This window comes from Paenibacillus sp. Marseille-Q7038 (assembly GCF_965111595.1).
On the sequence record NZ_CBCOOM010000001.1, the window covers coordinates 875,510 to 898,500 of the forward strand.

A 22,991-nucleotide genomic window follows, 5' to 3' on the forward strand; every position below is an offset into this window, starting at 1 on the left:
TCCTTATTTAATTTTTGTTGCTTGTTCAAGATCTTGAACAAGCTTCTTTAGTTCTGCTGTGCTTTCTTGTTCCGCCCTACGTATAAGCGGTAAATTTGCCTTTACTTCGGACGGACCATCTTTAAGAAAACGCTCGATTAAAGGATCTAGCGAAGCAAACGGTACAGAATAGTCACAATAGTAATGTTCCAGATGAAAACGACTGAGCAAATGCTTGACCTTGCCCATTTTGCTCATAGAAAGAACAGGTACGCCTGCACGCAGGGCGACTAATGCTGGGTGAAGCTTATAACTGATTAAATAATCCATAGACTGGATGATGTTATAGGTGAGGTCGATTTCCAGCAGAAGAGAGGTGGTTTGGATGGATGCTTGAGGATCTGTTTCTTTGATCGTTTGTTCAAGTCTTTTACAAGTGCTGTAATCGGAAAAACGGTTATTTGGATGGTTGACCACAGGGATAAGAACAACATGATAATTTTGGCGACTTAGTCTAAGAAGCAGGCGGGTCATTTCTTCGAAAGGAAATGCAGGATAGGAGAAAAGACAAACCCCGATCGTTTTTTTAGATGAAAAACGCTGAATCGGAAATGGGTGCTCCTGGTAAGCAAATACAATATCCTGTGCTACCTCTGGATGATCATGAAATCTCCCGATACCAGCAAGCTCTGCTGACGTTTTATCCCGGAAAACAGCTCTTTTTGCATGTTGAATATATTCACGGTGTCGATCGATCTCTTCCTGAGGCCATGTTTCCGGCGGATACGTATCGACAATCCCTACCCCGTATAACCACATCGGATGTTGCTGCAACACTTTAGGGAAATAATAATTACTGAATTTATAAGGTGTAATGAGGTCTCCACCGCCAATAATGACAGCATCCACCTCACGAGGGTCGATATAACCGTTCCAAGGAAATAGTTGATGTCTGTAGAAGGCTTGTTGTAACGTTTTTAAAAATAGATCATCTCCGAAATTGCCCATCCCGTAGTAACCGCTCGCTGCTATTTTCATGTGGATTCACCTCCTTTTTCATGAAGAATCCGGTTTTTTTTCCATGCTTGATAGTGATGTAGATTTTGTTGGCTGACGCTTCTGATATGAACAACTCTGTGGTAGACAATATCGTCTGTTTTAGCAAATTCATATTTAGTAAGCAGCTTTCTACAGACTTCTATATCTTCAAATACTCTACCATTCAGGCCATCATATTCTGTCCATCCCTTTACTGCTCTCAGTTGTTCAGTGCGATAGATTCTAGGCACGGGTGGATATGCATGGGTATCGGTCTCGAGTGTTCCTCCAAAGGTGGATTTTCCGCGCAAACTAATATGGCCGTCTCGGTTTTTTCTCCATACTAGGCTTGTTCCTGTACCAAGAGCAGCGTAGGGATTCTGTTCCATCAGACGGATGAGTGAATGAAGAGTGTTAGGAGGGAGCCAGTCGTCTGCATCGAGTTCTAGAACATAAGTGCCCGTAGCTTCACGAAGCAAGTCATTGAGTACAAAGGCTTTTCCTCGATTTGTAGGATAGCGAAGAATTCGGATTCGGCTATCTCGATCTATTGCAGATACCTTCCCTACGGTTTGGTCTGTGGAACCATCGTCTCCGATCAGTAGTTCGAAGTGAGGATAACACTGCGCTAGGACAGAGCGAATGGACCAGCCAATGGTAGATTCCATATTGTGTACACTAAGCAGAATACTCACAAGTGGATAAGAGGATCCCAAACCGATTTTTTGAACATTACGCTGTTGAACAGATAATGATAATGGGACAGTCCGCTGTATAACCGGAAGTATGGAGTCGTTAGAGAGATCAGTTTTTGATGCAGGGGTCAGAGGTGTATCCGTGAAAGTATTATGTTGCAGACATAGATATTTGCACGAGGAACTTGATTGACATAACTGTTGCAGTTCCCAGGGTAACCAGTGGGCAGAAGGTAGGGGGGCAAGTGTTAGATCAGAGGAAGGAGCAAACAGGCTTCTCCGAAAGAAGAAATATTCAGATCTACCAGGCACAGTATAAACGACGCACTGAACCTTGTTCGGCAGATGAATAAGTATATGACGTAGCTTAATCTCTTGAGTGGTAGAGAGGTGGACTCCTTGATTCGACCATAACAGCCATTCTGCACAGGGATGCTGTTCAAGTTCTTTACTGAGCTCTAGGAATAACGGATCAGCAAGGTATTTGGACTGTGACATGAGTTTGAAGTAATTAGGTCCCGTCATTTTGTAAAAAAAATGAGATATTTCTGTCTTACTCATAAATTCCTTTGGCAGCGAGGGTTTGACGGATGACAAGATCGGCTGCTGCCCCTCTTTGAGTCCAGCGGTTTTCTCTGGCGTATGCGATTCGAGCAAGTCTTGCCGAAGGATCTTCTGGTTCGTTTAGCATTTTTCCTAATTTAGTGATGAAATCTTCATGTGTGGTCGCAGTCGTAACATGAGGTTCCATGTGAATACATTCTGGCAGTGCGGTGGATAACACTTTTACACCCGTTGCCATATATTCGTAAGCTTTCACAGGATTCGTTGCCAGCGTGATGGGATGGTATAGGAAAGGGATAACAGCAACGTCGATATGCTGTAAATACCACTTTAATTCATGATGGGGTTTTTCACCTAAAATGTGTACGTTGGGGAGAGACTTATATCCTGGGATGTCTCCATAAGGAGCACCAATGGATACAAACTGTACATTTGGGTACCTTTCTGCGGACTTCGCAAAAAGTTCATGATCGACCCAATAAGCCCAAGCTCCAATGTAAGCTACAACAGGCCCACTTGGAAGATCATGCGGTCTTGAGACTGAGTCCGCATCAAACATGCTTGAATCAGCCCCATTCGGGATAAGCGTAATCGGTTTCTCCGGGTATGCAAGTGACAAGCGCGTTCGGATGGTCTCCGCTGTGGCTACTAAATGATCTGAGGATTCTACCATACGGTGCTCATACTTGGCCCAGTGAGGAAATTCATCACAGCAGTCATAAATGACCGCATCAGGATCATATAAAGCGAGCAGTCTCGTTCTTTGTTTAGCCCAAGTGGTCCATACGACAACAGGATGATCTTTTCGGAACTTGGATAAATGTCTTTTTACAAAAGCATGATGATCCGTGAACAGATGAACCCCGGGTTCGATCTCGGTGAGTTCACTTGTCATCGGAGCCAAATTTTCGAAGAACACATGATGTCCCCTTGCCCCAAGTTCGGTCATAAGCTGTTGAGGGCGCTGTTTCATAAAAGTCCAGTTCATCGTCTTAGGGTAAATGATAATCGCCATGTAATCGCAATACCTCCTTTGCAAACTCTATATCAGCTTATTCATCGCTAGATTAATAGAAACGGCAGATGACTTAGTTGGATGGCGGATATTTTAATATAAAAAACAATATATTAGAGGATCTGTCCGTTTCGCTAGATTGCTAATCTACATATAAAAGAGAGGAAGAACACTTTTTCTCCCCTTGCAAGGGGGATAGGAGATCGTTATTTCATAGGGGGATTTGATTACATGGAACAGAATTCAGTGCGGGTTCTCATTGTTTTTGGAACTAGACCTGAGGCGATTAAGATGGCTCCTCTCATTAAAACCTTACAAAGAACACCAGGTATCGACCCGGTGGTTTGTGTTACGGGGCAACACCAGGAGATGCTTGACCAAGTAATGAATGATTTTGATATAAAGCCAGACATTGAACTAAGCGTGATGAGAAATGCTCAAACGCTGCCTTCGCTCACTGCGCATTTAGTACAAGTCCTAGAACCAGTTATGCAGGAGGTATATGATCTGGTGCTTGTTCACGGCGATACATCTACTGCCTTTGCAGCAGCTCTTACTGCTTATTACGCAAAAATACCGATTGGTCATGTGGAAGCAGGGCTGCGTACGTATGACAAATATGCCCCTTATCCAGAAGAGATGAATCGGGAATGGATTGGAAGAATGGCAGATATTCATTTTGCCCCAACTCCCTTGTCTGCCCGGCAGTTAGCCCGTGAGAATCGAAAAGAGCATGTCTATGTAACAGGTAATACTTCTATTGATGCGCTGAGATGGACGCTTAAAAACAACTACCATCACCCGCTTTTGGATCAGATTCAGCCGGGAAGTCGAATGATATTCATGACCATGCACAGACGCGAGAACTGGGGCTTACCGATGGAACAAGTATTTGGTGCACTTAAGGAAATCGTAAACGATGACAAAACGATTGAACTGGTATTTCCCGTCCATACGAACCCGCTTGTTAAGAATCTGGCTTATGAAATGTTAGGGGGGGAAGAGCGAATCCATCTCACGAGCCCCCTGGATGTAATAGATATGCATAATCTCATGAGTCGTTCTTATCTTATATTGACGGACTCAGGAGGGATTCAGGAAGAAGCGCCAACATTAGGGAAGCCGGTTTTGGTTCTGCGGGAAAAAACGGAAAGGCCGGAGGGCGTCAAAGCAGGGACACTGCGGTGTATTGGAACTGATTATGAAAGAGTAAAGAAAGAGACTCAGATTTTGCTAAGTAATGAAAAGAAATATAAGAAAATGGCAACAGCGAGAAACCCATATGGGGATGGTTATGCATCAGACCGAATAGCAGAGATTATTTTAAAGTATTTCAAGAAACAATAAATGGGAAAGATGAACGGCGAGGGAAAACGTAGTATACTATATAGATAGGTAACACGGTTTTGGGAAGGAATGATGGAATGGCTAACACTTACACTTATACCCGCCGGGAAGAGGTAGTAAATGCCGTAACACACGGAATTGGGGCTGTACTCAGCGTGGCAGCACTCGTGCTGCTTATTGTGGCAGCAAGCATAAACGGAACAGCATGGCATGTTGTCAGTTTTACGATTTATGGGATTTCGATGTTGCTTTTGTATTTTAATTCTACGATGGTGCATGCATTAAAAGAGGGGAAAGCCAAGGATCTGTTTGAGATTTTTGACCATTCTTCTATTTATTTGTTTATTGCGGGGACGTATACTCCGTTTTTGCTGGTTGCAATACGCGGTACGCTGGGATGGACACTCTTTGGCATCATTTGGGGAGTTGCTCTTTTCGGGGTCGCATTCAAAGCATTTTTTACAAAGAAATTTCTTTTTATGTCCACTTTATTTTATCTTGCGATGGGGTGGCTGATTGTCCTGGCCTGGGGACCGCTTGTGGCAACGGTGCCTTATGGCGGAATAGTACTACTCGTGGCGGGCGGTCTTATGTACACGCTCGGAACCCTATTTTATGTATGGAGAGGATTCCCTTTTCATCATGCGATCTGGCATTTATTTGTTCTAGCAGGCAGTGTACTTCATTTCTTTGCTATTTTCATCTATCTAACACCGCTTAGATAAGCTCTTGAACTTACGAATTAAAGAATGATTATTCCGTATATGAACAGTTGAAAATGAGGTTTGTATACAGACGATTTGCATGAAATATGAATTATTAGAAGATGACAAGGATTTATGCTTGACATCTTCTTTTCTTTTATGTAAGATAAAGAACGTTAATGAGTGTAAAGTGTTTTTCCTTGACGAAGGGAGTGTCCCGTATGAGTCAGGAGAATCGGCTCGAGAAGACGAACCGAATCAACTTGCTGTTTGCTTTTTATGAAACACTGCTTACCGAGAAACAACAAACTTTTCTTAAATATTATTTTCACGATGATTTCTCATTAGGAGAGATCGCTGGGGAATTTGAGATTAGCAGGCAAGCCGTATATGAGCATATTAAACGAGCAGAGCAAGTACTGGAAATGTATGAGAATAAGCTTGGATTACTTGATAAGCACGAACGGCGGCTATCGGATTTGGTAGAGCTGAGAGGACTTATTGCTTCAAGCGATCTTGACAGTAATCAAAAGGATCGAATGAATACAATTGTGAACCACCTAGAGGTTCTGGAATAGGGAAGTTTCCCATAAGAAATGGACTTGAAGGAGGTGTGTTTATGGCATTTGAAGGATTAACAGCGAGATTACAGAACGTGTTCGGCAAGCTTCGAGGTAAAGGTAAGGTATCCGAAGAAGATGTGAATGATGCAATGCGCGAGGTTCGCCTTGCTTTGCTTGAAGCGGACGTTAACTTTAAGGTCGTAAAGCAGTTTATTACGAAGGTCAAAGAAAAAGCAGTCGGTAAAGAAGTAATGGATAGTTTTACACCCGGCATGGTAATCATTGATATCGTTAATAAAGAGCTGACTGAGCTGATGGGCGGAAGCCAATCCAAGCTTGCCAAAGCAAATAAACCACCAACTGTTATTATGATGGTGGGTTTGCAGGGTGCTGGTAAGACAACTACTTCCGGTAAACTGGCCAAACTGCTTCAGAAGCAGAATGCAAAACCTTTGCTCGTTGCAGCTGATATCTATCGTCCTGCTGCCATTAAGCAGTTACAAGTACTTGGAGAACAGATTAATGCTCCAGTATTCACACTCGGCGATCAGACAAGCCCGGTTGAAATTGCAAAACAGGGTTTACAGCATGCGAAAGATAACAATCATGACTATGTCATTATTGATACAGCAGGTCGTCTTCATGTTGATGAAGAACTGATGGCAGAATTGCATCAGATCCACAGTCATGTGAATCCAGACGAGGTGCTCCTCGTTGTCGATGCGATGACAGGTCAGGATGCAGTGAACGTAGCAGAACATTTTAATACTCAGCTTTCACTTAGTGGTGTTGTTCTGACCAAGCTTGATGGTGATACTCGTGGTGGTGCGGCGCTGTCTGTTAAGGCAGTAACAGGTTGCCCGATCAAGTTCATAACGCTTGGTGAGAAACTCGATGCCTTGGAGCCGTTCCATCCAGAACGGATGTCCTCACGAATTCTTGGTATGGGTGACATGCTCTCTCTCATTGAGAAAGCTCAATTCAATATTGATGCTGAGAAAGCAAAAGAAATGGAACAAAAGATGCGTACCGCATCCTTCACATTTGAAGATTTCTTGGAACAGATGGATCAGATTAAGAAGCTGGGACCGATTGATCAACTCATGGATATGATTCCTGGGATGGGCAAGATGAAACAGACCAAAGATCTGAAAGTCGACGACAAGCAAATGGGAAGAATTGAAGCCATTGTATTCTCGATGACCAAGGAAGAGAAACAAAATCCGGAAATCATTAATCAAAGCAGACGTAAGCGGATTGCAGCCGGTAGTGGTACAACTGTTGCTGAAGTAAACCGACTCATCAAGCAGTTTGATGAGATGCGCCGTGTGATGAAGCAGTTTAGTGATATGATGGGTCCTAAAGGTAACAAAAAAGCGATGAAGCAACTCAAGGGTCTTACAGGTGGTAAAGGGATGAAGTTCCCTTTCCGGTAAGTTCCATGATGATAAATTAAATTTCATTGAAGGAGGTGAATTTTCATGGCAGTACGTATTCGTCTGAAACGCATGGGTGCTCATAAAGCTCCTTTCTACCGTATCGTGGTATCGGATTCCCGTTCCCCGCGTGATGGTCGTTTTATCGAAGAAATCGGTTACTACAATCCGATTGAACAACCAGCAGTGGTTAAAATCGATGAAGATAAAGCTTTGGCATGGCTTCAAAACGGTGCACAAGCATCTGATACAGTTCGCAACTTGCTTAGCAAAGCGGGTGTAATGAAGAAATTCCATGAGTCTAAACTACAGAAATAAGGTGCTGATAACGGAGGGTATCTATGGAACAATTAGTCGGCGTTATTGCGAAGGCTTTGGTAGATCATCCGGAAGATGTGTCGGTCCGGACGCTTGAAAAAGATCGCCTGGTAGTCTATGAGCTGACCGTACATCCTGAAGATGTAGGGAAAGTGATTGGTAAACAGGGGAGGATTGCGAAAGCACTCCGTACGGTCGTCACATCGGCAGCAGTTAAGATGGATAAACGGGTTACCGTTGATATCGTATCTTAAAGATATACGAAAGGGGGTTAGGATGCATTTCCTAGCCCTTTTTCGTACATGCTTATAGAATCGTATTATCGATATACAGGAGGAATTATGGCACAATTTTTTAATGTAGGTAAGATCGTGAACACACATGGAATTAAAGGTGAATTGAAGGTATTGCCGTTAACAGATTTTCCAGAGGAACGTTTTGCAAAAGGTAGCAAGCTGGTTCTTGATACCACGAAACAGATCATTCCTGTTGTAGTGGAATCTGCAAAATTCCATAAAAATATGTATGTTGTTCAATTTGAAGGATTCAAAGATATCAATGAAGTTGAACAATATAAAGGATCCATGCTCAAGGTTTCCGAAGAATATCAAACCGAACTTTCGGGTGACGAATTTTATTTTCATCAAATTGTCGGCTGTACTGTGATTACAGACGAAGGTGAAGAAATCGGAACGGTGAAAGAAATTCTTACACCGGGAGCCAATGACGTATGGGTTGTCAAAACGAACAACGGAAAAGAAATTCTGCTGCCTTATATTGATGAAGTTGTACTTCATGTAGATGTTACAAATAAAAAGGTGACGGTTCATTTGATGGAAGGGCTTATCTAATGAAGGTAGATGTATTAACACTGTTCCCAGAGATGTTTCCTGGTGTGTTTGAGACAAGTATTCTTGGAAAAGCACAAGCGAAAGGAATTGTATCTTTACAAGCGATCAATTTTCGTGAGTTTTCAGGTAATAAACATGGTCAGGTAGATGATACGCCCTATGGAGGCGGCGGGGGAATGGTTCTTAAACCGGAACCTATTTTTAACGCAGTCGAAAGTATCACAGGTACAGATGATTTAGAAAATGGTGCAGTTGATCCTTCTAAGAAACCTCCGCGGATTATTCTGATGTGCCCGCAAGGCGAGACATTCACTCAGAAAAAAGCTGAGGAACTTTCCAAGGAAGATCACCTGATCTTTATTTGTGGTCATTATGAAGGTTATGATGAACGAATCCGTGAGCATCTCGTTACAGACGAGATCTCTACTGGAGATTATGTACTTACTGGTGGAGAACTTCCTGCCATGGTCGTAATTGATAGTGTGGTTAGGTTGCTTCCTGGGGTTCTCGGCAACGAAACAAGTGCGATCACGGACTCATTTAGTACCGGCCTCTTGGAATATCCTCACTATACGAGACCAGCCGAGTATAGAGGTCACAAAGTGCCGGATGTACTGCTATCTGGTCATCATCGTAATATTGATGTATGGCGTAGACAGCAGTCGCTTTGGCGGACGTATACGCGTCGTCCAGACCTGCTTGAGCATGTAGAAATGACGAAGAAGGAAAAGATATGGCTTGAGCAGCAGATTCGTGAGTATGAGCAGAAAAATGAAGCTGAATAAGCGGGTGACATATTCTCTTCATGGATACTTGGAAATCTAGGTCCGAGCATAATTGTCTAATATATAAAAAAGAGGCTGCACCCATGAATATCATTGGGGGCAGCCTTCTTCATTTCATTCCAGAGTTTCATCCAGCGGATGGAGGAGGACAGATAAATCGGTACCTGTAGTAACGGTTAATCGATTCAGCTTCATCGGATTATCACCAGGTTTTACAAAGCCCTGTCTTACAGAGAAAGCCATACGGTAACCTTCTTCACGCAAATAATACATCATTTGTGTACTTTTATTACCATACGGGTATGCAAAATAAGGGGTATCAATACCGAACTCTTTCATTTGCTTCATATCTTGTTTCAGCAGTTTTGAGTCTAGACCAGCGGCGTAGATAGAACCGCACTTTTCAAAACCTTTATAGTGGAGATTATAGGTGTGGCTGTGGAACTCGAATACATCCTTGCTCTCTTCCATTTGTGCTTTCGTTAAAAAACTTTTGCGAGCAGGATCAAACGGTTCATTATTTTCTTGTGTTTTACTTCCGATGACAAACACGGCTGCTTTAAAGTTATATTTTTTCAAAATAGGATAGGCATAAACTAGATTATTCTCATATCCATCATCAAAAGTGATGACAACAGATTTTTTAGGCAGTGTAATTTCGCCATTAATATATTGTTCAAGTTCTTGCAGGGTCGGAGTATAATACCCTTCACGATGTAGATAATCCATACCTTCTTCAAAATCTTCTGCATTCATAACCGACTTATTGCCAGGTTCTTTATTTAAGGATTTAGGAACCAGATAATGATACATAAGTACAGGAACCTGTTTGGCTTGCTGCTCCGTTACATTCTCAGCATAGGCAGTGTCGATGATATTCTCAGAAAGCTGACGATGGGACAATATAAACGATTTGTTTTTGACCATTTGCCACGAAGTACAAACCTTTTGACTGAAAGCATTAGTGGGATGTGTAACCAGAGCTGCGTATGATAAAATCATAGCGACTAGGACAATAATAAGCCGAGGGCTCCATTTTTTTAAAAACTTGCGGTTCATACAGTTCTCCTTTTAAAATCATCAAAGATTGAAGATTCCTTGTAGATTATCTTTTCTCTATCCTAAACGAGAAGGATCGCTAGAAAGTTACAAGGTTCTTACAATATATCTTTATAAATTAATAGAGCAGGATACTTGCAATATATTAGTGCCACATGTTATAATTATTCTGTTGTGTGGAATACGGTGGTCCTCTGTGGATGATGATGGATAACGTTGAGAGTATCCGGAAGATACATGAACACCTGTACGGAAGGAGGGAGTCATAGATGAATATCGTCCAAGCGATTACACAAGAACAACTACGTACTGATTTGCCGAACTTTCGTCCTGGTGACACTGTAAAAGTGCACGTTAAGGTTATCGAGGGAACACGCGAACGTATCCAGTTGTTTGAAGGTGTAGTAATCAAACGCCGTGGTGGTGGAATCAGTGAGACTTTTACAGTTCGTAAAATTTCTTACGGTGTAGGTGTGGAAAGAACTTTCCCGCTTCATTCCCCAAAAATCGATAAACTCGAAGTGGCTCGCCGTGGTAAAGTGCGTCGTGCGAAGCTTTATTATCTTCGTGAACTTCGCGGTAAAGCAGCGAGAATTAAAGAAATTCGTTAATATAACGAATAACGGAAAGGGCTTGGAAACAAGCCCTTTTTGCTTTTTTTACTTTATCTTTCTTGCTCGGTAATGCTGAAATAGAAAGTTGTAACCTGTACTTATTTCTCTTACAATAGCTTGAGGGACTCTTAAGTAGATGATGTTTCCTTGCTCAAAATAGGTAACCTATTTATAAGGAAAAGGAATCATACATAAATTCGTTAAATGCGTCATTTTGATGACATGGAAGGATGAGAACGAGCTATGGAGCAGGATGTACAAAATGGACGATTGAATCCACCACAAGATGGAGATTCTAAATCAAAGAAAGTAAAAAATGAAGTTTGGGAATGGACGAAAGCTATTGCGATTGCTTTAGTGCTGGTTTTCATTATTCGCTTCTTCTTGTTTAAACCTTTTATTGTAGATGGTCCTTCAATGCAGCCTAATTTTCATACGGGTGAAAGAGTCATTGTGAATCAGATCTTGTATGATATTAGAGAGCCGAAACGTGGAGAAGTTGTTGTGTTTCACGTTCCTTCCGAAAACCGGGATTTTATTAAACGGGTCATTGCGGTAGGCGGCGATACGGTGGAAGTTGATGGAGATACGGTAAAAGTAAATGGGCAAGTTATCGATGAGCCTTATTTAAAGGAAGCCATTGAAGAAGCACAGGATAGCGGCGGTCAGTATAATACGTATAACTTTCCAAATGAATTTTTCCCGGATGGAAAAGTGCCTGAAGGCATGATTTTCGCAATGGGTGACAACCGTAGTAATAGTACGGATAGCCGAATGATTGGTTATGTACCGCTCGAAGATGTTGTAGGTAGAGCTGATGTAATCTTTTGGCCAATTAAAGATATTGAGTGGATTAACCACTAAGACTTATTCTGATTGATGTATAGGTTTATCAGAAATGCTGTGTAAAAGAAGGTGAATGAACTTGACTATACAATGGTTTCCCGGACATATGACAAGAGCACGTCGTCAGATTCAGGATAAACTGAAACTGATTGACGTAGTAATCGAACTAATTGATGCACGTTTGCCGATTTCCAGCCGAAATCCAATGATTGATGAGATTTTGCAAGGCAAACCGCGGATGATTTTGCTGAATAAAGCAGATCTAGCCGATCCTGAAGTTACACAAGAGTGGATCAAGCATTTCAAAGAGGAAGGGCATACAACCCTTGCGATTGATGCAAATACTGGTACGGGTGTAAAAGATATTCCGGCAACTGCCAAACTTTTGTTCAAAGATAAGATCGACAGACAGATTGCAAAAGGAATTAACCCTCGGCCTATACGTGCTTTAATTGTTGGTATTCCAAACGTTGGAAAATCGACGCTGATTAACCGAATGGCAGGCCGTAACATTGCAGCAACAGGAGACAAACCTGGTGTTACAAAGGCTCAACAATGGATTAAGGTAGCGAACAGAGAGATTGAGCTTTTGGATACCCCAGGTATCCTGTGGCCTAAATTTGAAGATCAGAATGTAGGATATCGTCTCGCGGTAACGGGAGCAATTAAAGAAGAAATTCTGAATATTGAAGAAATCGCATTTTTTGCTATCAAATATCTTGTTCAGTTCTACTGGCCGGCAATGAAAGAACGCTATGGTTTGGAAGAACAGCCTAAGGATATCGATAATGCCGATGAGATTGTTGCTATTATGGAAGCAATCGGACGTAAACGCGGTGCGATCATCAGCGGTGGACGAGTAGATCTTGAGAAAGCTTCCTCTATCTTATTAAGGGAACTGAGAGCGGGCAAACTTGGACGTTTCAGTCTGGAAGCTCCTTACTAAACGATTTGCGAAATCAGCTTTGAATTCAATAGGTAGGTAAAGTCTCTGCTTTTTAAGCAGGGACTTTTTTTATGCCAAGTTTTTCACAATAGATCCCGTAGTAGACAAGGTTCTCGTATAAGGTTACATATGCTATGATAATGAATACTGAGTAATACCGCGAAGGGGAAGATCTCTATTGAAGAATCATGAGCTTGATATGTTAGATTATGAGGAAGAAGAGAATAAAACGATAGATATGTTGCGCTATGAACGAGATGCATGGGAAAGCGGAGCCGAATATATTGCAGGAATTGATGAAGTAGGAAGAGGTTGTTTGTTTGGAGATGTGGTTGCTGCTGCGGTAATTCTCCCCAAAGGGCTTGTTCTTGATGGAGTTAATGACTCCAAGAAACTATCGGACAAAAAACGCGACTTGCTCTATGACATCATTATGAAAGAAGCGCTGGCCGTTGGCGTAGGGATCTGTGATGTCGAAACGATTGATCGGATCAATATTAGACAAGCTTCCAGACTCGCTATGAAAAAAGCAGTGGAACTACTCTCCGTAGCGCCAGATCACTTACTGGTTGATGCAGAAACGGTGGATCTTCCGATCCCTCAATTATCGATCATTAAAGGGGATGCCAATAGTCAATCCATTGGCGCGGCTTCAATTATTGCTAAAGTGACACGAGACCGGATGTGTAAGGATATATGGGATGAAATGTATCCGGAATACGGGATTGCCGTACATAAGGGATATGCAACTAAATTTCATAGAGAACAGCTGCTGGCTTTAGGGGCTACCCCTATGCATCGGCGAAGCTTTCTTGGCAAAATTTTGGGTGAGCAGGAACAGCCGACGTTATTCTAATATACAACTGAGGTACCAGGATAGAAGATAACTTTGGTTTTATATCAAAGTTATCTTTTTTAATTGCGGCTTTTCTTCAGTGTGATCGAGGGATAACCGATAAAAATGATAAAGTACAGCGGTGAGACAGAGCAGAATGCAATGAAAGGGGAATTACTCCCATGAATATAGGACAAACCTTACGAGGACTGCTAGGTGATTCAAAAACAGCGGGAGGAACAAAGTCGCTCGAATTAAAAGAAGGACAGGTGGTTCGGGCAAGCGTTGTGCAGGTGTCCGCGGATCAAAAAGAAGCGGTTCTCCAAATTAAAGGAGTTCAAGTACGCGCTGCACTGGACACACAGCTAAAAGTGGGGGATACGGCATTACTTCAAGTAGGTCCCCCGAATAAAGACGGCATGATCGTGATGAAGCCGTATGAAGGAACACTTGCATCTGCATCACCCGGGACAATGACGGATCTCCTAAGTTCGCTTAAGCTGACCGATACCAAAGAAAATCGGCAATTGCTGATTGCGATGCAGCAAAGCGGTATACATCTTACGAAAGAAAATGTAACAAACGTGCAAAACACAATGACGGCGAAACCTGAAACTATAAAATTAGAAGAATGGGTGAACTCGGTAAGTCTTGCTATGCAAAGAGGACTTCCCGTTACTGGAACGAGTGTCCAAAGTCTCCATATGGCTTTGTATGGACCTTCGCTGGACCAACTGATGGGTGAACTTGATGGGATGCTGCAAAAAGTCATCACGGCAGACTCTACATGGAAGGGGACTTCTGCTAAAACGGAGGGGATCTTAGACGGGAACCGGACCCCATTCCTAGGTTCTGAGATGCCGTTCCGTTCTGAAACGAAAGCAGAGAATGTTAGTGGGAATGTTAGTATGACGGAAGGTAAAAGAGGTATGGTGCCCTCTGCCGAGTTTAGTGTTACGGGTCTTCGTACTGAAAGTGCTGTAGGAAGCGCGGCAACACCGCTAACGAATGGGGATCTCGGTTCTAAAGCTGCAGGAATGGGCGCAAAGAATACGAGTGATCTAAGTTCTGTTACTACAGGGGAACAGGCTGCAATTGAATCGGAAGGAATGACGAGTTCTAAAGTAAATACACAAGATAACGGATTAAAAGTTAGTGGAAATATACAGAGTGCGAGTATCGTTACAGATGGTAGCCAGGAACAGAATCAGGCTCCTAAGAATGCACTTGCTAGTGAGGGAAATAGCCAGAGTCTTGGTGACGAATATACGAGCAAGAAGAATAACGATGGAAATTCAATGGTAAGAGATATGAAGTTTGTATCCCTATCTACGACGAGTGAAAAAGAGCAGTCCATCAATACATCTGCAAACGCAGGAACGGCAGTTCAGGGAGATGCAGAACGGATTCCTACTCGTTCAGCAGTTGTACCACCTGGGCCTGAACTGGCCCAGCGTGTGGCAAACCTGCTGCAGGAACTGCAGGCAGCGCCGCAAATCGAGCCGCCCAGCGAGAACCCGGCCAGCAAAGCTGTTGCGATGCCAGACACACCGCAGCAGGGACAGGGTGCTGATGCACAGCCAGCACCCGGGCACACGACAGCCGCCACGAGTGATGACTCGTGGGTGGGACGTGTGCTGAAGCTGCTCGGTGCGGAGTACGAGCAGCAGATTGTGCGCGGGACATTGTCAGTTCCCGCGCAGAGTATAGTAGCTGCAGCAGAGCAAGCGGACACACTGAAGGGCTTGCTGCTGCAAGCAGAGGCAAGTACGGAACTTTCTCCAGCTGTGAGAGAGACGGCCGGGCAGCTTGTACACTTGCTTACAGGGCATCAGCTGCTAATGAATACAGACCGGACTACTCCCTTTGCGCAGATGAATTGGTTTATCCCATTAAACGGAGCAGACGGACAAGTGACGGCAAATGTTCAAATCGAGTCTCGGCGCGGACCAAGGGGTGAGCTGGATGCATCCCATTGCCGGATTTGGTTTGATTTGAATATGAAGCAGCTTGGCCCAACTTTAATAGACATGCAGGTGGTCGGTAGAGTAATCAGTTTGCATGTTCGTACAGATAATGAGCTTTCTGCTCGTATTTTTGAAGAAGGACGTAATCAGATTGGATCACTACTTGAGAACACGGGGTACCAACTTTCCGTATTTCGCTCTGAAGTAGTAACTAAAGAATCCTTTTCAAGCAACCGGGAATCAGGGCTCCAATCAAAACAATTGTCAGAAACATATGTACCTGACTCTTATAAAGGGGTGGATATGCGAATATGAAAGAGGACACCTCACGAAAAACAGAGCAAAAAAGGGCAGTCGCTTTAAAATATACACCGGGAGAAGCAGAAGCACCGGTCGTCGTAGCAAAAGGCAACGGCACTTTGGCAGATTCGATATTAGAAAAAGCAAGAGAACATGGTGTGCCGATTCAGGAAGATGCAGCTTTGGTCGAAGTTCTCTCCAAGCTCGATTTGGATACCCAAATACCTCCTGAACTGTATCAACTCGTTGCTGAAGTGCTGACATTTGTCTATCAAGCAGAACAAAAAGCAAAAGTTTATACTCTTCCCGAGTAGAGAGGAATTGCGATGGATAACGGACAAGTTCCTAATGGAGCCAAATCTCGTAGTAAAGTGCCCAAAGATACACGGAAAGCCAAAGGAAAAGCAGGAGAAGAAGCTGCCGTTGCGTTTTTAATAGAGGCAGGTTACCGAATCATGGAAACAAACTGGAGATGCCGAAGCGGTGAGATTGATATTATCGCTGTACTAGATGAGGTGTGTATTTTTGTGGAAGTTCGGAGTCGTACCGGTTCGCATCAGTATGGCACGGCTCTTGAGTCTGTGAATCTTCGTAAAATAAATCAGGTTCGGCAGACTGCCGCGGTGTATCTTCAAGAACGTCGTCTTGGCAATAGGCAGATAAGGTTTGATGTAATGGGTGTTTTACTTCCTTCAGTGAATTGGTCCGAGGGACCGGTAGAGATTGAGCATATTGAAAATGCTTTCTAATAAATTATATTTAATCTATGTAAAGTAAAGTGAAGTAAAGAGCGTATTGTAGAGTTAACGGTGAACGTCCGTCCAGACCCTTGGGGAAACAACCGAGTGGGTACTGGACTTTTTCTATTGTGAGGAATTGACTTTACAAGCATTACCAAGGTATGCTAGGAACAGTACTTAATTGATAAAGATTCTCATTATTCATATACTTGTGAAAAATAACTTTGAGCTTTTCTTGAGGAGGAAATAAGAATGAGTGATACACCTGTACAAGCTGCAGCAAAGAACTTGGACATAAAGGAAGTTATCCGTGGACGCCGCACGATTAAGAAATTTCAAGAACAACCTGTACCTGTAGAGAAAATTACGGAGTTTTTAGACACAGCCGTATGGGCACCGAATCATAAGCTTCGTGAACCATGGAGATTTTTACTGTTCCGGGAAGAGGGACGTCAAAAGTTGTCAGAAGCCATTACTGCTGAGATGGGAGAAGACAACAAGTTTGTAACTACGGTCCTTAATGTGCCGACTATTATGCTTGTAGTCATGCAAGAGGATCCAAGACAAGCGATTTGGGATGAAGATTTTGCAGCAACAAGTGCGCTTGTGCAGAACTTTATGTTAGCAGCTTGGGCCGAAGAGGTTGGAACTTTTTGGGTGACGAAACCATTCTTGTACGGTCCTAAGTTTAGAGAAACGCTTGGTATTGTTCCAGGTGAGAAGATTGTAGGTATGCTTTATATTGGCTATGCTGATGTCGTACCTAAACCACAAGAACGTACACCAGCATCTGAAAAATTAACGGTATTTAAATAGATAGTAACTAGTAGTTGATCATAGGGAAGAGCTATTACAAGGAGAAGTTCTTTTGACAGTCACATGTCATAGGAACTTCTTTTTGGTTTGTTCATTATCTATTTTTATCGTTTAGAAAATTGGTTTATTACGAGAAAAATACGAACGTTTGTGCTATAATTGAGATTGGTTAAGAATGGTGAAATCCATTTTATAGATATCATCTTCGTTCTTTAGATTGATACTCCGATACGAGGTGGCATACTTTGAGCTTAACTTCCCTTATTCATACAAATAAGGATTTTCAAGAAATCATCCGTAAGGTTACGCCGAAAGCAGCAGATTTTAAATCTTATTCTACGGAATTTCCTCCTTTCAAAAATAAATCGGTACTCGCAGAATCTAATTTTACGAGCTATGTATCCGGACTCGTTCGGGTATCTTTTCAATATATGATCAGTGCTGTTTTGGCCAGGAAAAATCAAGATTCTCCTGATAAAGCCTTCAATCCGCTTGCAAGAAAAGGATATGAAGTGATTCATGAATTCTTTTCCGATGTACCTGCGATGGGGGAGCTGACTCATCTTTTTGAGGAGTTCACTGGAATTCGGGATGCATATATAAGAGGAAAAGAGGTTCCGGAAGAGAAATTAATCCGTGGAGCCTTTATGTGGAGTAAACTGGATACGATCTACCGGCTCGGTGTACATGCTACTTATGGTAGTCCAACTGAGTTTGTTGAGCAGTTCATCTATCCCCCAATGCCTGATGTAGAGAGCGACCTAAAGCTTCTATGTCATATCTTTGAAGAACATTTTCCTTATGAACAAAGGACAGAGATAAAGTATTTCCCTTCCTTTGATGAGGAGCGAAGAAGAGTAGGTGGTGCTTCTGCTGATTTTATTATTGGGGATACACTGTATGATATCAGAACGACTAAGAAACACGGATATAACTGGAAAGAAGCTGCAGAACTAGTGACCTATTATTTACTGAATCGATTAGAAGCAGAGCCCTACAGAATACAGAAACTCGCTTTCTACAAAGCAAGATTTGGAGTCATAGAGTATGTGGAAATCAATGATTTACTGAGAAAGTATGATATGGATCAAGCTTTGAATGATCTGAGTAAATTTGATCGAAGATGGAAATAGGCTTTAGACTGTACAAGGATATGATAAAACCGTGGGGATTTGATTAAAAAGTTATCCTACAGTTCGGATATGCGATATAATGAACCTTTCAAAGACAATATCTTAAATGAGCATTTTGCAAAATAACTGAATTAAATAATAACTCAAAATATAGCATGAAGTGATAGGAGGACATCATCATGGCAAGATCCAAAGTACCAAAACGGCCAACAAGAGATGAATTTGTACTAGAAGAATTAGGGAACCAGTTGTCAGAAGCCTATCAAGAAAAATCCACAATTGAATTGACGGTATGGGCATGGGAAGAAACCGTACGAGGTCAGATCTTGACGATGGATTCACGTACAGGCAAGGTACATATTCAGTCTGAAGAAGGACTGTATAAAGTTCCTTTTATGGATATTATGAGAATGGATTACCCTAGAGATTAATAGCCAGAAAACAAAACAAACCCGATCCTCGTAAGAAGATGGGTTTGTTTTTTGATTTCTCATGTTAGACTTCAGAGAAGTTCCCCTTATTCATACTCTTGTATTGCAATGGATCTCACATCTAAATTCCGATACTGGATTGCTTCTGCCACATGGAGTGTAGAAATCTGTTCATCCCCTGCTAGATCTGCAATTGTACGAGCCATCTTGAGAATCCGATCATAAGATCTCATGCTGAGTCCGAGTGCATCAATCGTCTGATGAAGCATGTCCGCGGCCGGCTTATCAAGAACAGCGGTCCGCCGAAGTAAACTACCCGATAGTTCACTGTTCCAAGAAATGGGTAGCCCCTTATACCGTTCTTCCTGAATTTTCTGTGCAGCGAGTACTTGAGCCTGGAGCTCGGCAGAAGAGGAAGTAATCTTCACCTCAAACCCTTCTTTGGGCCGAGGGACTTCGACTTGCAGATCAATCCGGTCCAGCAGCGGACCGGATATTTTGGCACGGTAGGCGGCTATTTTATGAGGAGTACAAGTACATCGCTGCTGTTTAGGATCATTTCCAGCATAGCCGCACGGACAAGGATTCATAGAGGCGGCGAGCATGAAATGAGCAGGGAATGTAAAAGCAGCTCGGGCTCGGCTAAGTGTTACTTGACGATCTTCTAGCGGCTGTCGTAGTACTTCAAGAACTTGGCGGTTAAATTCAGGAAGTTCATCCAGGAACAAAATTCCTCGGTGAGCAAGACTGACTTCTCCTGGTTTTGGTATCGTTCCTCCTCCGATCAGGCCGGCGGCTGAAATCGTATGGTGTGGAGAACGGAATGGACGAACCCTTGCAAGCCTATTCAGTCCATCTTTTAATTTGCCTGAAGCGCTTAGAATTTTGGTGACTTCGAGTGCTTCTTGATCGGTAAGCGGGGGAAGTATGGTTGGCAGACGCTTAATGAGCATCGTTTTTCCCGTACCTGGCGGACCAACAAGCATGATATTATGCATTCCAGCGGCAGCGATAGTGAGCGCTCTTTTCACATGCTGCTGACCCAAAACATCAATATAGTCTTCCATCATGTAAGGAGATGCTACAGCAGACTCAACTTGTGATTCATATTTCTTCATAGACAGATGAGTGTAGTTTTCGAGCTGTAATCTACCTTGCTGTATTTTTCCCTTGGATACAGATGAATCCGTGTCTTCCGGCACAGAAGGAACCAAATCTCTTAAATGACGAAGACCATAGACTTCAATTCCTTGGATAACCGAACCTTCGGTTACATTCTCTATGGGAACGACAACAGAATCAAAGCCTTGCCGGCGAGCAAGGTCTACCATACTGAGGATACCGGGTACAGGCCTCAGACTTCCATCGAGTGCTAATTCGCCTAAAAATAATGTCTTCTTATCTACAGGAAGGATAAGCTGCTCACTAGTCGTTAGAACGGCCAGAGCAATGGCGAGATCAAAAGAAGACCCTTCTTTACGCAGGTCGGCAGGTGCGAGGTTAATGGTAATCCGCTGCAACGGATACTGAAAACCGCAGTTTTTAATCGCAGCTCGGACACGTTCTACAGCTTCACGAATAGCAGAGTCAGGAAGTCCGATAATCGAAGTTTGAGGTAGGCCGTTAGACAAATCCGTTTCTACTTCAATGAGTACCCCGTCGATCCCGTATAAACAAGCTCCAAATAGTTTTCCGTACAAAAAAAACACCTCTTTTTCAGTTATTCTCATTGCAACGAATGAGTGATAGACATGAAAAAAGGTGCTTCCTTATTTTCAAGATGAACGATTTATATAAAACAGACTTGAACACTATAATTTTAAGTGGCTTGAAGAGAATTGTATACAGAGACGCTTCAATGTGTCAATCTACAAAATAGAGGGCACTTGGTGTTACATATATGTTTCCTACAATATAATTTCCCGTAATAAATTAAGGGTGCGACTAAATGATTGAAAATTAAATATGGTATTTTAGATTTGCTATGATAAAATAAGATACAAAGATTGGGTTGTTTATGTATTTTGCACAGAATCCAACATGATTTGAATGCCAGGGAGCAGGTGGAATATTAATGAAAATTCATGAAGAGTTAAAGCTGGAGAACCAGCTTTGTTTTGCTATATATGCTTGTTCAAGAGAGATAACAAAGCTTTACCAGCCGCACCTAGACAAAATTGGTGTCACCTATTCCCAGTACTTAGTGCTCATGGTGTTATGGGAGCGAGAGGAATGTACAGTGAAGGAGATTGGAGAAGCCCTCTATCTAGATTCCGGTACCCTTACTCCGTCGCTTAAACGTATGCAGACCGCAGGACTGATCAACAGAGAACGTTCTGTACATGATGAAAGAAAAGTGCTTGTTTCACTGACTGAAAAAGGAAAAATGTTGCAGGACGAAGCGGTTCATATCCCGAATGCGATGCGAAATCAAGCTTGTCTTGATGATCAACAGTTTACATCTTTATTGAATCAATTCACAGGTCTTTTAACACAGGTTCACGAAAATAATGTGGAAGACAAACAAAAGAAGAATTAGGACTATAAATTAATGAGCTTTGACTCGTCTAGAAACGGAAGAACCTTCTACTACTCATGATATGGAGTGTAGAAGGTTTTTCCATTTTTACCCAAACATTCTTTATTAGGAATGATATTGATATCAAAATACACTCAGTTCGATATCGATTTTAAGGTAAGCGTTTTAAAAACGTGTTACAATGGTGTGGGTTTATAAGGAAATATGACTAACTAGCCCGCCTTGTTGCAGTCATGTTGATAGGAGGATTCGAGAATGAATATCCATGAATATCAAGGAAAAGAAGTACTGAAACAGTACGGAGTTGCCGTTCCTAACGGAAAAGTAGCTTACACAGTTGAAGAAGCGGTGGAAGCCGCTGCGTCGCTGGGAAGCCCGGTGACTGTAGTGAAAGCACAGATCCACGCAGGTGGACGTGGTAAAGCAGGCGGCGTAAAAGTAGCCAAATCTCTGGATGAAGTACGTGAATATGCCTCTGAAATTCTTGGAAAAGTGCTTGTAACGCACCAAACAGGACCAGAAGGCAAAGAAGTGAAAAGACTTCTTATTGAAGAGGGTTGCGATATTCGTAAAGAGTATTATGTAGGTGTTGTCGTGGATCGTGCAACGGGACGAGTAGTTCTGATGGCTTCCGAAGAAGGCGGCACTGAGATCGAAGAAGTGGCAGAAGCTACACCAGAGAAGATCTTCAAAGAAATTGTTGATCCAGCTGTTGGACTTCAAGTATTCCAAGCCCGCAGACTAGCGTATGCAATTAACATTCCAAATGAGCTCGTAAACAAAGCAGCGAAATTCATGCTTGCTCTGTACGAAGCTTTTGTAGAAAAAGATTGTTCGATTGCAGAGATCAACCCGCTTGTAGTAACGGGTGATGGTAATGTCATGGCGCTGGATGCGAAGCTGAACTTTGATTCCAATGCTCTTTATCGTCATAAAGATATTCAGGAACTTCGTGATCTGGATGAAGAAGATGAGAAAGAAATCGAAGCTTCCAAGTTTGATCTGAGCTACATAGCATTAGATGGGAACATCGGCTGTATGGTTAACGGAGCAGGTCTTGCTATGGCAACGATGGACATTATTAAATATTACGGTGGGGACCCGGCTAACTTCCTTGATGTAGGGGGCGGTGCTACAACCGAAAAAGTAACAGAAGCTTTTAAAATTATTTTGTCTGATGCAAAAGTAGAAGGTATTTTTGTTAATATCTTCGGCGGTATTATGCGTTGTGACGTAATTGCGGACGGGGTAGTGGAAGCTGCAAAACAGCTCGGTCTTACGAAACCGCTCGTTGTAAGATTAGAAGGTACGAATGTTGATCTTGGCAAAAAGATTTTGTCAGAATCCGGCCTTAACATCGTAGCAGCGGATTCGATGGCAGACGGTGCACAAAAAATCGTTGCCCTCGTGAAATAATTCATTCCTTTTCGGGGATACCCGAACACTTGAAAATAACCGTAGGGGATGTGA

At 42.6% G+C, this 22,991-nt stretch carries 25 protein-coding genes; 20 read left to right on the forward strand and 5 right to left on the reverse strand.

Translation table 11 applies throughout. The features are described 5' to 3' along the window. Window positions 1-3 precede the first annotated feature (3 nt). The 3 genes from ACWPWY_RS04275 to ACWPWY_RS04285 are packed head-to-tail and all read right to left on the reverse strand — an operon-like array spanning window position 4 to window position 3,291. Window positions 4-1,017, reverse strand: coding sequence for a polysaccharide pyruvyl transferase family protein (locus ACWPWY_RS04275; RefSeq protein ID WP_454190544.1), 1,014 nt, complete (start codon window positions 1,015-1,017; stop codon window positions 4-6). After that, window positions 1,014-2,309, reverse strand: coding sequence for a glycosyltransferase family 2 protein (locus ACWPWY_RS04280; RefSeq protein ID WP_454190545.1), 1,296 nt, complete (start codon window positions 2,307-2,309; stop codon window positions 1,014-1,016). The genes ACWPWY_RS04275 and ACWPWY_RS04280 overlap by 4 nt, the downstream gene beginning before the upstream one ends. Beyond that, on the reverse strand, window positions 2,266-3,291 hold the full coding sequence (locus tag ACWPWY_RS04285; RefSeq protein WP_454190546.1) for a glycosyltransferase: 1,026 nt from the start codon (window positions 3,289-3,291) through the stop codon (window positions 2,266-2,268). The genes ACWPWY_RS04280 and ACWPWY_RS04285 overlap by 44 nt, the downstream gene beginning before the upstream one ends. A gap of 231 nt (window positions 3,292-3,522) precedes the next feature. Here ACWPWY_RS04285 and wecB point away from each other — a divergent pair, with 231 nt between their 5' ends. The 8 genes from wecB (at window position 3,523) to trmD (ending at window position 9,295) form a co-directional block, all read left to right on the forward strand. Next, window positions 3,523-4,638 (forward strand): non-hydrolyzing UDP-N-acetylglucosamine 2-epimerase, encoded by a 1,116-nt coding sequence (gene wecB / locus ACWPWY_RS04290; RefSeq protein WP_454190547.1) that lies wholly within the window; start codon window positions 3,523-3,525, stop codon window positions 4,636-4,638. Between the two features lie 77 nt (window positions 4,639-4,715). Next, window positions 4,716-5,363 (forward strand): PAQR family membrane homeostasis protein TrhA, encoded by a 648-nt coding sequence (gene trhA / locus ACWPWY_RS04295; protein ID WP_454190548.1) that lies wholly within the window; start codon window positions 4,716-4,718, stop codon window positions 5,361-5,363. A gap of 200 nt (window positions 5,364-5,563) precedes the next feature. Then, entirely contained in the window at window positions 5,564-5,920 is a 357-nt protein-coding gene (locus tag ACWPWY_RS04300; RefSeq protein WP_454190549.1) for a putative DNA-binding protein, read from the forward strand. 41 nt (window positions 5,921-5,961) lie between these two features. Then, window positions 5,962-7,341, forward strand: coding sequence for a signal recognition particle protein (ffh, locus tag ACWPWY_RS04305; protein WP_191798315.1), 1,380 nt, complete (start codon window positions 5,962-5,964; stop codon window positions 7,339-7,341). Window positions 7,342-7,386: 45 nt separating this feature from the next. Then, entirely contained in the window at window positions 7,387-7,659 is a 273-nt protein-coding gene (rpsP, locus tag ACWPWY_RS04310) for a 30S ribosomal protein S16 (RefSeq protein WP_160036457.1), read from the forward strand. A gap of 23 nt (window positions 7,660-7,682) precedes the next feature. Further along, window positions 7,683-7,913: a KH domain-containing protein gene (locus ACWPWY_RS04315; protein ID WP_454190550.1), complete on the forward strand. Its 231-nt coding sequence runs from the start codon at window positions 7,683-7,685 to the stop codon at window positions 7,911-7,913. A gap of 87 nt (window positions 7,914-8,000) precedes the next feature. Continuing rightward, the gene (gene rimM, locus ACWPWY_RS04320) at window positions 8,001-8,510 is read left to right on the forward strand and encodes a ribosome maturation factor RimM (protein ID WP_454190551.1); all 510 of its coding nucleotides are present in this window, start codon (window positions 8,001-8,003) and stop codon (window positions 8,508-8,510) included. Next, window positions 8,510-9,295 (forward strand): tRNA (guanosine(37)-N1)-methyltransferase TrmD, encoded by a 786-nt coding sequence (trmD, locus tag ACWPWY_RS04325; protein ID WP_454190552.1) that lies wholly within the window; start codon window positions 8,510-8,512, stop codon window positions 9,293-9,295. The genes rimM and trmD overlap by 1 nt, the downstream gene beginning before the upstream one ends. 114 nt (window positions 9,296-9,409) lie before the next feature. Here the strand turns inward: trmD and ACWPWY_RS04330 are convergent, their stop codons facing one another. Next, window positions 9,410-10,354 (reverse strand): polysaccharide deacetylase family protein, encoded by a 945-nt coding sequence (locus ACWPWY_RS04330; RefSeq protein ID WP_454190553.1) that lies wholly within the window; start codon window positions 10,352-10,354, stop codon window positions 9,410-9,412. A 269-nt stretch (window positions 10,355-10,623) separates the two neighbouring features. Between ACWPWY_RS04330 and rplS the strand changes: the two genes are divergently transcribed. The 10 genes from rplS (at window position 10,624) to ACWPWY_RS04380 (ending at window position 18,982) form a co-directional block, all read left to right on the forward strand. Next, window positions 10,624-10,965 carry a 50S ribosomal protein L19 gene (rplS, locus tag ACWPWY_RS04335; RefSeq protein ID WP_211745967.1) on the forward strand — a complete coding sequence of 114 codons (342 nt, stop codon included), beginning with the start codon at window positions 10,624-10,626 and terminating at the stop codon, window positions 10,963-10,965. Between the two features lie 246 nt (window positions 10,966-11,211). Then, the gene (lepB, locus tag ACWPWY_RS04340) at window positions 11,212-11,832 is read left to right on the forward strand and encodes a signal peptidase I (protein WP_454190554.1); all 621 of its coding nucleotides are present in this window, start codon (window positions 11,212-11,214) and stop codon (window positions 11,830-11,832) included. A 61-nt stretch (window positions 11,833-11,893) separates the two neighbouring features. Further along, window positions 11,894-12,760 carry a ribosome biogenesis GTPase YlqF gene (gene ylqF / locus ACWPWY_RS04345; RefSeq protein ID WP_454190555.1) on the forward strand — a complete coding sequence of 289 codons (867 nt, stop codon included), beginning with the start codon at window positions 11,894-11,896 and terminating at the stop codon, window positions 12,758-12,760. A 178-nt stretch (window positions 12,761-12,938) separates the two neighbouring features. Continuing rightward, on the forward strand, window positions 12,939-13,616 hold the full coding sequence (locus tag ACWPWY_RS04350; protein WP_454190556.1) for a ribonuclease HII: 678 nt from the start codon (window positions 12,939-12,941) through the stop codon (window positions 13,614-13,616). A 161-nt stretch (window positions 13,617-13,777) separates the two neighbouring features. Continuing rightward, the gene (locus tag ACWPWY_RS04355) at window positions 13,778-15,877 is read left to right on the forward strand and encodes a hypothetical protein (RefSeq protein ID WP_454190557.1); all 2,100 of its coding nucleotides are present in this window, start codon (window positions 13,778-13,780) and stop codon (window positions 15,875-15,877) included. Then, window positions 15,874-16,176, forward strand: coding sequence for an EscU/YscU/HrcU family type III secretion system export apparatus switch protein (locus tag ACWPWY_RS04360; RefSeq protein ID WP_454190558.1), 303 nt, complete (start codon window positions 15,874-15,876; stop codon window positions 16,174-16,176). Before ACWPWY_RS04355 ends, ACWPWY_RS04360 begins: the two co-directional genes overlap by 4 nt. A gap of 12 nt (window positions 16,177-16,188) precedes the next feature. Then, the gene (locus tag ACWPWY_RS04365) at window positions 16,189-16,611 is read left to right on the forward strand and encodes a YraN family protein (RefSeq protein ID WP_454190559.1); all 423 of its coding nucleotides are present in this window, start codon (window positions 16,189-16,191) and stop codon (window positions 16,609-16,611) included. A gap of 243 nt (window positions 16,612-16,854) precedes the next feature. Next, on the forward strand, window positions 16,855-17,418 hold the full coding sequence (locus tag ACWPWY_RS04370) for a nitroreductase family protein (RefSeq protein ID WP_454190560.1): 564 nt from the start codon (window positions 16,855-16,857) through the stop codon (window positions 17,416-17,418). A gap of 245 nt (window positions 17,419-17,663) precedes the next feature. Further along, on the forward strand, window positions 17,664-18,551 hold the full coding sequence (locus ACWPWY_RS04375; RefSeq protein WP_454190561.1) for a hypothetical protein: 888 nt from the start codon (window positions 17,664-17,666) through the stop codon (window positions 18,549-18,551). 179 nt (window positions 18,552-18,730) lie between these two features. Next, window positions 18,731-18,982 (forward strand): YolD-like family protein, encoded by a 252-nt coding sequence (locus ACWPWY_RS04380; RefSeq protein WP_454190562.1) that lies wholly within the window; start codon window positions 18,731-18,733, stop codon window positions 18,980-18,982. An 86-nt stretch (window positions 18,983-19,068) separates the two neighbouring features. Here ACWPWY_RS04380 and ACWPWY_RS04385 read toward each other — a convergent pair whose 3' ends face one another. Then, entirely contained in the window at window positions 19,069-20,682 is a 1,614-nt protein-coding gene (locus ACWPWY_RS04385) for a YifB family Mg chelatase-like AAA ATPase (protein ID WP_454190563.1), read from the reverse strand. A gap of 374 nt (window positions 20,683-21,056) precedes the next feature. On the opposite strand from ACWPWY_RS04385, the gene ACWPWY_RS04390 reads away from it, so the two are divergent. Continuing rightward, window positions 21,057-21,521 (forward strand): MarR family winged helix-turn-helix transcriptional regulator, encoded by a 465-nt coding sequence (locus tag ACWPWY_RS04390; RefSeq protein ID WP_454190564.1) that lies wholly within the window; start codon window positions 21,057-21,059, stop codon window positions 21,519-21,521. Window positions 21,522-21,776: 255 nt separating this feature from the next. Next, window positions 21,777-22,937, forward strand: coding sequence for an ADP-forming succinate--CoA ligase subunit beta (sucC, locus tag ACWPWY_RS04395; protein WP_454190565.1), 1,161 nt, complete (start codon window positions 21,777-21,779; stop codon window positions 22,935-22,937). The last annotated feature ends 54 nt before the right edge of the window (window positions 22,938-22,991 follow it).

Bases quoted from the DNA above. Each gene is read 5' to 3' on its own strand.
- ACWPWY_RS04275 (WP_454190544.1), bottom strand. From the start codon at position 1,017: ATGAAAATAGCAGCGAGCGGTTACTACGGGATGGGCAATTTCGGAGAT.
- ACWPWY_RS04285 (WP_454190546.1), bottom strand. From the start codon at position 3,291: ATGGCGATTATCATTTACCCTAAGACGATGAACTGGACTTTTATGAAA.
- wecB (WP_454190547.1), top strand. From the start codon at position 3,523: ATGGAACAGAATTCAGTGCGGGTTCTCATTGTTTTTGGAACTAGACCT.
- trhA (WP_454190548.1), top strand. From the start codon at position 4,716: ATGGCTAACACTTACACTTATACCCGCCGGGAAGAGGTAGTAAATGCC.
- ACWPWY_RS04300 (WP_454190549.1), top strand. From the start codon at position 5,564: ATGAGTCAGGAGAATCGGCTCGAGAAGACGAACCGAATCAACTTGCTG.
- ffh (WP_191798315.1), top strand. From the start codon at position 5,962: ATGGCATTTGAAGGATTAACAGCGAGATTACAGAACGTGTTCGGCAAG.
- rpsP (WP_160036457.1), top strand. From the start codon at position 7,387: ATGGCAGTACGTATTCGTCTGAAACGCATGGGTGCTCATAAAGCTCCT.
- ACWPWY_RS04315 (WP_454190550.1), top strand. From the start codon at position 7,683: ATGGAACAATTAGTCGGCGTTATTGCGAAGGCTTTGGTAGATCATCCG.
- rimM (WP_454190551.1), top strand. From the start codon at position 8,001: ATGGCACAATTTTTTAATGTAGGTAAGATCGTGAACACACATGGAATT.
- trmD (WP_454190552.1), top strand. From the start codon at position 8,510: ATGAAGGTAGATGTATTAACACTGTTCCCAGAGATGTTTCCTGGTGTG.
- ACWPWY_RS04330 (WP_454190553.1), bottom strand. From the start codon at position 10,354: ATGAACCGCAAGTTTTTAAAAAAATGGAGCCCTCGGCTTATTATTGTC.
- rplS (WP_211745967.1), top strand. From the start codon at position 10,624: ATGAATATCGTCCAAGCGATTACACAAGAACAACTACGTACTGATTTG.
- lepB (WP_454190554.1), top strand. From the start codon at position 11,212: ATGGAGCAGGATGTACAAAATGGACGATTGAATCCACCACAAGATGGA.
- ACWPWY_RS04355 (WP_454190557.1), top strand. From the start codon at position 13,778: ATGAATATAGGACAAACCTTACGAGGACTGCTAGGTGATTCAAAAACA.
- ACWPWY_RS04360 (WP_454190558.1), top strand. From the start codon at position 15,874: ATGAAAGAGGACACCTCACGAAAAACAGAGCAAAAAAGGGCAGTCGCT.
- ACWPWY_RS04365 (WP_454190559.1), top strand. From the start codon at position 16,189: ATGGATAACGGACAAGTTCCTAATGGAGCCAAATCTCGTAGTAAAGTG.
- ACWPWY_RS04370 (WP_454190560.1), top strand. From the start codon at position 16,855: ATGAGTGATACACCTGTACAAGCTGCAGCAAAGAACTTGGACATAAAG.
- ACWPWY_RS04380 (WP_454190562.1), top strand. From the start codon at position 18,731: ATGGCAAGATCCAAAGTACCAAAACGGCCAACAAGAGATGAATTTGTA.
- ACWPWY_RS04390 (WP_454190564.1), top strand. From the start codon at position 21,057: ATGAAAATTCATGAAGAGTTAAAGCTGGAGAACCAGCTTTGTTTTGCT.
- sucC (WP_454190565.1), top strand. From the start codon at position 21,777: ATGAATATCCATGAATATCAAGGAAAAGAAGTACTGAAACAGTACGGA.